The 7,002-nt window shown below is 73.1% G+C and carries 5 protein-coding genes and 1 riboswitch; all 5 genes read left to right on the plus strand.

Annotated elements, in window-relative coordinates:
* Positions 1-13: 13 nt before the first annotated feature.
* A riboswitch (ZMP/ZTP riboswitch) is annotated at positions 14-111 on the minus strand.
* A 315-nt stretch (positions 112-426) separates the two neighbouring features.
* The 5 genes from VR45_RS13460 (at position 427) to VR45_RS13480 (ending at position 6,859) form a co-directional block, all read left to right on the plus strand.
* On the plus strand, positions 427-1,401 hold the full coding sequence (locus VR45_RS13460; RefSeq protein WP_045939962.1) for an ABC transporter permease: 975 nt from the start codon (positions 427-429) through the stop codon (positions 1,399-1,401).
* Between the two features lie 106 nt (positions 1,402-1,507).
* Positions 1,508-3,262: an ABC transporter substrate-binding protein gene (locus VR45_RS13465; protein ID WP_045939963.1), complete on the plus strand. Its 1,755-nt coding sequence runs from the start codon at positions 1,508-1,510 to the stop codon at positions 3,260-3,262.
* A 93-nt stretch (positions 3,263-3,355) separates the two neighbouring features.
* On the plus strand, positions 3,356-4,348 hold the full coding sequence (locus VR45_RS13470) for an ABC transporter permease (protein WP_045939964.1): 993 nt from the start codon (positions 3,356-3,358) through the stop codon (positions 4,346-4,348).
* 32 nt (positions 4,349-4,380) lie between these two features.
* Positions 4,381-6,141 (plus strand): ABC transporter ATP-binding protein, encoded by a 1,761-nt coding sequence (locus VR45_RS13475; protein ID WP_045939965.1) that lies wholly within the window; start codon positions 4,381-4,383, stop codon positions 6,139-6,141.
* A 154-nt stretch (positions 6,142-6,295) separates the two neighbouring features.
* Positions 6,296-6,859, plus strand: coding sequence for an EF-hand domain-containing protein (locus tag VR45_RS13480; protein WP_045939966.1), 564 nt, complete (start codon positions 6,296-6,298; stop codon positions 6,857-6,859).
* Positions 6,860-7,002: the final 143 nt, after the last annotated feature.

Below are 7,002 nucleotides of genomic sequence, written 5' to 3' on the forward strand. Positions count from 1 at the left end.
TCCTGAAGGGGAGGTCGGGGGCCCAGGCGCTCGGCAACTGCGTCGTGATTCGGCACGGGGCCGCTTCCCGATGGTCGATTCCATCCGTGCGCGCCAGTCGCGGCCCGCCGGAATCGTACCAACGCCGGACGGCCTGTGGCGGAGATCTCAGAATGCGGGACGACAGCGGACATGACATACCTTTTGTCCACTTGTGCCCGTTCTTGTGCTACGGCTGTATTGCGGCGGAATGAAGCCGTCACAATTCCCGAAACAAAGCCCGGGAACCGCTTCTCCGACGCCTTCGGAATGATTTGCGGAAAGTCCTCGGTGTCCGATCTGATGGCGCTCGGCGGCGCCCCGGGAAACCCCCGGGAGGACGCCGGAAATGTACGTCGGTGCACCCACACCCATGGGGCGGCACGGAATTCGGGGAGTACTCCTGTCATGGCAGTGGTCGAACACGTCGCCGCATCGGACGCGCCGCCCGTGCGGCCCGCCCCGCCGGGGCTGCTGCGCCGGGTCTGCCGCGACCGCACCGGGGCCGTCGCGCTCGGCGTGGTGGCACTCTTCCTGCTGCTCGCCCTGGCGGCCCCGCTGATCGCCGCGCTGTACGGCAAGAACCCGACCGAGCACTACGGCCAGAACGCGCCCGGCCTGCTCAGCGACAGCGGCCTGCCGATCGCGCCGAACGGCGGCATCTCCGGGGAGTTCTGGTTCGGCCTGGAGCCCGGCCTGGGCCGCGACGTGTTCACCCAGCTGCTCTACGGCATCCGCACCTCGCTGCTGATCGCCTTCGCCTCGGCCACCGTGACCACCGCCCTCGGGGTGCTGGCCGGGGTCGCGGTGGGCTACCTCGGCGGGATCACCGACCGGGTGTTCGGCTTCTTCTCCAACGTCCTGCTGGCGTTCCCGACCCTGCTCCTGCTGCTCGCGCTCAGCCCGGTGATCCAGTCCCGGCTGGTGGACCCGGGCACCGCGGAGCCGGAGTGGATGCAGTTCCTGGTACTGGTGCTGGTGTTCTCCGCGTTCGGCTGGATTCCGCTCGCGCTTTCCCTGCGGGCCACCGTCCGCTCACTCCGGGAAAGGGATTTCGTGCAGTCCGCCCGGGCGATGGGCGCCAGTGGATTCCACATCGTCGTCCGGGAACTCCTGCCGAATGTCCGGGCGCAGCTCCTGGTGCACGCCACCATGGCGGTGCCGGCGTTCGTCGCCTCGGAGGCGGTGCTGTCCTTCCTCGGCGTGGGCATCAACGAGCCGGTCCCGGACTGGGGCCGGATGATCTCGCGCGGCTCCGAGGTGTTCCGGGCCGACCCGACGTACATGTTCTTCCCCGGCGTCGCACTGCTGCTCTTCGTGCTCGCCTTCAACCTGCTCGGCGACGCCGTCCGGGACGCCCTGGACCCGCGGGCCGCCCGCTGAGGCCGTCCCCGGCCGCGGTCCGACCGACCGCTCTTCCTTCCTTCCGCTGTTCACCCGACAGTTCACCCGACCGCCCCGGAGACCCCGGGGCAAGGAGAGATTCGCCATGCGCTGGATCAGACCGTCCCTCGCCGTCGTCGCGACCGCCCTGCTGGCGACGTCCTGCTCGGCCGGCGCGGGCACCACCACCACGGCCGGCCCCGGCGGCGCGGCCAAGGACGCCTCGCCGCTGACCGCCGCGCTCGGCACCGAGAAGGAGAGCGCCGGACCGGCCCCCGCCGTCCCCGGTGCCCGCGCGGGCGGCACGGTGAACGTCTACAACACCACCGACTTCCGCCACCTCGACCCGCAGAAGGTGTACGCGGGCGCCGCCTACAACACCTCGCTGCTGTGGGGCCGCCAGCTGACCCAGTACCAGGTGGTGGACGGCAAGGCCAAGCTGGTCGGCGACCTCGCCACCGACACCGGCACCGCCAGCGACGACGGCCGCACCTGGACCTACCGGCTGAAGGAGGGCGTGGCCTGGGAGGACGGTCAGCCGATCACCTCCCAGCAGGTGAAGTACGGCATCGAGCGCTCCTTCGGCAAGGGCTACGAGGTCGGCCCGCCGTACTGGCCGCAGTGGCTCACCGGCGAGGCCAGCTACGAGGACGCCCGCAAGAAGTACGCCGGCCCGCAGGACGGCGACCTCGCCGCGATCGCGACGCCGGACGACCGCACCCTGGTGTTCCACTTCCCGCAGCCGCAGGCCGACGTGCCGTACATGGCCGCGCAGTCCTCCTCCTCGCCGGTGCGCAAGGACAAGGACACCGGCACCGACTACGACCGGCTGCCGTTCTCCACCGGCCCGTACCGGATCGTCGAGCACGTCCAGAACACCCGGCTGGTGCTGGAGCGCAACCCGCACTGGAAGGCGGAGACCGACCCGATCCGCAGCCAGTACCCGGAGAAGTTCGTCTTCACCTTCGGGAAGGAGGCGCTCAACATCAACCAGGAGATCCTCTCCGGGCGCGACGGCGGCGCGGACGCCACCACGGTGTCGACCCCGCTCTCCCCCGAGCTGTACCAGACCGTGGACACCGACCCGAAGGCCAAGGACCTGGTCGTCGCCGGGCGGCAGGGTGCCTTCGTCACCTACCTCATGATCAACAACGAGCGGGTGACCGACCCCGAGGTCCGCAAGGCCCTCAACCTCGCCTACCCGCGCCAGCAGGCCCGCCAGGTCCTCGGCGGCAGCCGGGCCGGCGAGCTCGCCAGCACCCTCAGCTCGCCCGCCCTGGTCGACTGGCAGAAGTACGACCTGAACCCGGCCAGGCCGGAGGGCGACCCCGACGCCGCGAAGGCCGCACTGGCCAAGGCCGCGCAGCCGCCCGCCGCGCTGACCTACGCGTACGCCAACACCCCGAACGGCCAGCGGGTGGCGCAGGTGCTGGTGGACGGCTTCGCCAAGGCCGGCATCACTCTGGTGCCGAAGCCGATCGACCCCAAGGCGCTGCTGGACGAGGCGCACCGCGCCGACTCCCCCTACGACCTGTGGGAGGAGACCAGCTCGGTCGACTGGCCGACGCCCTCCACCCTGGTCCCGTTCTCGTTCGACGGACGCGCCAACAGCGACCTCAACTCCGCCCGCTACCACAACGGCGAGGTGGACAAGGAGATCGACCGGATCAACCAGATCGGCGAGCCCCGGGCCAAGGCCAAGGAGCTGTACGCGCTGGAGCAGAAGGTGATGAAGGACCTGCCGGTGCTGCCGTTCGCCTACCCGAACGTCAACCAGCTGCGCGGCTCCAACGTCGGCGGCGCGTTCGTCCACCCGATCTACGGGTCCGTCAGCCTCGCCTGGCTCTACCTGAAGGCCTGACACCCCGCACACCCCCGGTGGTCCCGCCGCCCGCCCCGCGCGGCGCGCGGCGGGACCACCGCCCCGACGCCCCCCGACCCCGGACCGGCCACCATGCTCTCCTTCGCCCTGCGGCGGATCCTCCAGGCGCTCGCCGTCCTGGCCGCGGTCTCCGCCGCCGCCTTCGCCCTCTTCTACGCCGCCCCCGCCGACCCGGCCCGCGCCGCCTGCGGTCCGCGCTGCGACACCGGTCAGGTCGCGGCGGTCCGCGCGAGCATGGGCCTGGACCAGCCACTGCTCACCCAGTACACCGACTATCTGACCGGGATCGTGGCCGGCCGTGACGTCCAGGACGTCGACGGCTCCACCCTGCACTGCGACGCGCCCTGCCTCGGCTACTCCTACCGGCTGCACCAGCCGGTCACCGAGGCCCTGGTCGACCACCTGCCGGTGACCGTCTCGCTGGCGGCGGGCGCGCTGGCCGTCCTGGTGGTGTTCGGACTCGGCACCGGCTTCGTCGCCGCGCTGCGGCACGGCACCCGGACGGACCGGCTGCTCTCCGGCTTCACCCTGATCGGCGCCAGCGTGCAGATCTACTTCCTCGGCTATGTCACCCAGTGGGGACTGGTCTATACCACTGGACTGCTGCCGCTGCCCTCCTACACCCCGCCGGCCACCGACCCGGCCGCCTGGGCGGGCGGCATGCTGCTCCCCTGGATCGTCCTCGGCTTCGTCAACTCGGCCGTGTTCGCCCGGCTCTCGCGCTCCCAGCTGCTGGAGACGATGGACGAGGAGTACGTCCGCACCGCCCGCGGCAAGGGCCTCGGCCGGCTCCGGGCCCACCTCAAGTACACCGCGCGCGGCGCCGCCGGACCGCTGGTGCAGCTGCTCGGCCTGGAGGCGGGCGCGCTGCTGGGCGGCGCGGTGATCACCGAGACGGTGTTCGGGCTGAACGGCGTGGGCCGGTTCGCCACCGAGGCCGTCGAGGGGCAGGACCTGCCGGCCGTGGTCGGCGCCGTGCTGCTCGCCGCCTGCTTCGTCGTGCTGTTCGTCGCGCTGGCCGATCTGGTGATCGCCTGGCTCGATCCGCGCATCCGCCTCGGCTGAACCCCCGCCGCCCTCCCGCCTGGAGCCTCCCCATGACCCCCTCCCCCGCGACCGGGACCACCGCCGCCGCGCCCGCGCCCGCCGCCGCGCCCGCCGCCGAACCGCCGGTGCTCAGCGTCCGCGACCTCTCCGTCAGCTTCGCCGACCCGCGCGGCGGCGCACCCGTCCACGCCGTGCGGGGCCTGTCCTTCGACCTCGCCCGGGGCGAGGTCCTCGGCCTGGTCGGCGAGTCCGGCTCCGGCAAGTCCGCCACCGGGCTCGCCGTGCTCGGCCTGCACGACCCGCGCACCACCACGGTCACCGGCTCGGTCCGGCTGGACGGGCAGGAGCTGGTCGGCGCCGGGGAGCAGGTGCTGCGACGGGTGCGCGGCGGCCGGGTGGCCCTGGTCTTCCAGGACGCGCTGACCTCCCTCAGCCCCTTCCACACCGTCGGCGCGCAGCTCGCCGAGATGTACCGGCTGCACCACCCCGGCGCGGGCCGCGCCGAGGCCCGCCGGAAGGCCGCCGGGATGCTCGACCGGGTCGGCATCCCGGCCGCCCGGACGGACGACCACCCGCACCGCTTCTCCGGCGGCATGCGGCAGCGGGTGATGATCGCGATGGCGCTGCTGAACAACCCCGATGTGCTGATCGCCGACGAACCCACCACCGCGCTCGACGCCCGCGTCCAGGACCAGGTGCTCGACCTGCTGGGCGAGTTGCAGCGCGAGCACGGCACCGCCGTGCTGCTGGTCAGCCACGACCTCGGGGTGGTCGCGGGCAGCACCGACCGCACCCTCGTGCTGCGCGGCGGCCGGGAGGTGGAGAGCGCACCCACCCCGACCCTGCTGGCCGCGCCCCGGGAGCCGTACACCAGGGCCCTGGTGGGCGCCGCGCTGACGCTGGACTCGGTGCCGGGCACGCCGCTGCCGACGGTCGACGACCCCTCGCCCGCGCCCCGGCCGACCGCCCTGCCGTCCTCCCGCTCCGGGGCGACGGCGACGTCCGCCGGGTCCGGGGCGACGGCCACTACCGGGCGGTGGCTGGTCGAGGTCGAGGACCTCTCGGTGCACTTCCCCGGCCGCCGCCGCTTCCCCGGAACGCGGTCCGAGCCGGTGCGGGCCGTCGAGGGGCTCGGCCTGCGCATCGCCCCCGGCGAGACGCTCGGCCTGGTCGGCGAGTCCGGCTCCGGCAAGTCCACCACCTCGCGGGTGCTGGCCGGTCTCCAGCCCGCCACCGCCGGCACCGTCCGGTACGACGGCCTGGACGCCACCCGGCCCGACCGGGCGCTGCGGCGGCGGCTCGCCAAGGAGGTCCAGCTGGTCTTCCAGGACCCGTACGCCTCGCTCAACCCGCGCCGCACCGTCGCGCAGACCCTGGAGACCCCGCTGCGCCTGCACACCGCGCTCGACGCGGGCGAGCGACGGCAGCGGTCCGCCGAACTGCTGGAGCAGGTCGGTCTGCCGGCCGACCACCTGGACCGCTATCCGCACGAGTTCTCCGGCGGCCAGCGCCAGCGGATCGGGATCGCCCGCGCGCTCGCGGCCGAGCCCCGGCTGATCATCGCCGACGAGCCGGTGTCCGCGCTGGACGTGTCGGTCCAGGCGCAGGTCCTCAATCTGCTGATGGAACTGCGCGAACGGCTCGGCGTCGCCTTCCTGTTCGTCTCCCACGACCTCGCGGTGGTCCGCCACTTCTGCGACCGGGTGGCCGTGATGCACCGGGGCCGACTGGTCGAATCCACCGACCGTGACCGCCTGTTCGCCGCCCCGCACACCGACTACACCCGGGAGCTGCTGGCCGCCGCGCGCTGAGCGGATCGCGCTCCCGGGGGCGCCGTCCACGGGGGCGCGCGCGGTCGGCCGACAGTTCGGGTCTTCGCCTGCGCGGCCGGTACCGGGCGGGTTAGCGTGCAGCGAACGACCGCTGTGACGGTCCGACAGGGCATCTGCTCGATCCGGGAGAAACGTGTCCGAGGAAAAACTGCTCGCGAGGATCCACCACGGCTTCGACCACCTCGACGCCGACGGGGACGGCCGGCTGACCGAGCACGACCATGTGCTGATGGGCCGGGCGGTGGCCCGTTCGCTGGGGCACGCGGAGGGCTCCGGCACCGAGGAGCGCATCGTCGACGCCTACCTCGCGATCTGGCGCGACCTGCACGTCTCCCATCTGCCGGTCGGCACCACCTCGATCGACCGCGCCCAGTTCGTCGCCTCGACCCGCTCGCTCGCCGACGACCCGGTGGCCGCGCGGACCGTGTTCGGCGCGCTGGCCGAGGCCTTCCTCGCGATCGCCGACGTGGACGGCAGCGGAACGGTGGACGCGGGCGAGTTCTTCGTCTTCCAGCGCGGCCACTTCTCCGCCCTCTCCCGCGACGACGCCGACGAGGCGTTCCGCCGGCTGGACCTGGACGGCGACGGCGTGCTCTCGGCCGAGGAGTTCGTCGGCGGCATCATCGAGTTCTGGACCAGCCGCGAGGCCGAGGCCCCCGGACACTGGTGGGCCGGGCGTCCTCCGTACGCGGTCTGACGCGGCCCCGACCGGTCCGCCCGGAAGGACCGCGACCGGTCCACCCGGAGGGACCCCGCCGGATCGCGCGATCGGACCATCCGCGCAGGTGACCGGCGGTCTCCCGGTCGACGGCCGGGCCAGGGGCGGGGACGGCGGCGGGG

The sequence above is a fragment of the Streptomyces sp. NRRL S-495 genome, assembly GCF_000966955.1.
GTDB classification, from domain to species: Bacteria; Actinomycetota; Actinomycetes; order Streptomycetales; family Streptomycetaceae; genus Kitasatospora; species Kitasatospora purpeofusca.

Coding starts and splice junctions, on each gene's coding strand:
- VR45_RS13460 (WP_045939962.1), top strand. CDS start 427: ATGGCAGTGGTCGAACACGTCGCCGCATCGGACGCGCCGCCCGTGCGG.
- VR45_RS13465 (WP_045939963.1), top strand. CDS start 1,508: ATGCGCTGGATCAGACCGTCCCTCGCCGTCGTCGCGACCGCCCTGCTG.
- VR45_RS13470 (WP_045939964.1), top strand. CDS start 3,356: ATGCTCTCCTTCGCCCTGCGGCGGATCCTCCAGGCGCTCGCCGTCCTG.
- VR45_RS13475 (WP_045939965.1), top strand. CDS start 4,381: ATGACCCCCTCCCCCGCGACCGGGACCACCGCCGCCGCGCCCGCGCCC.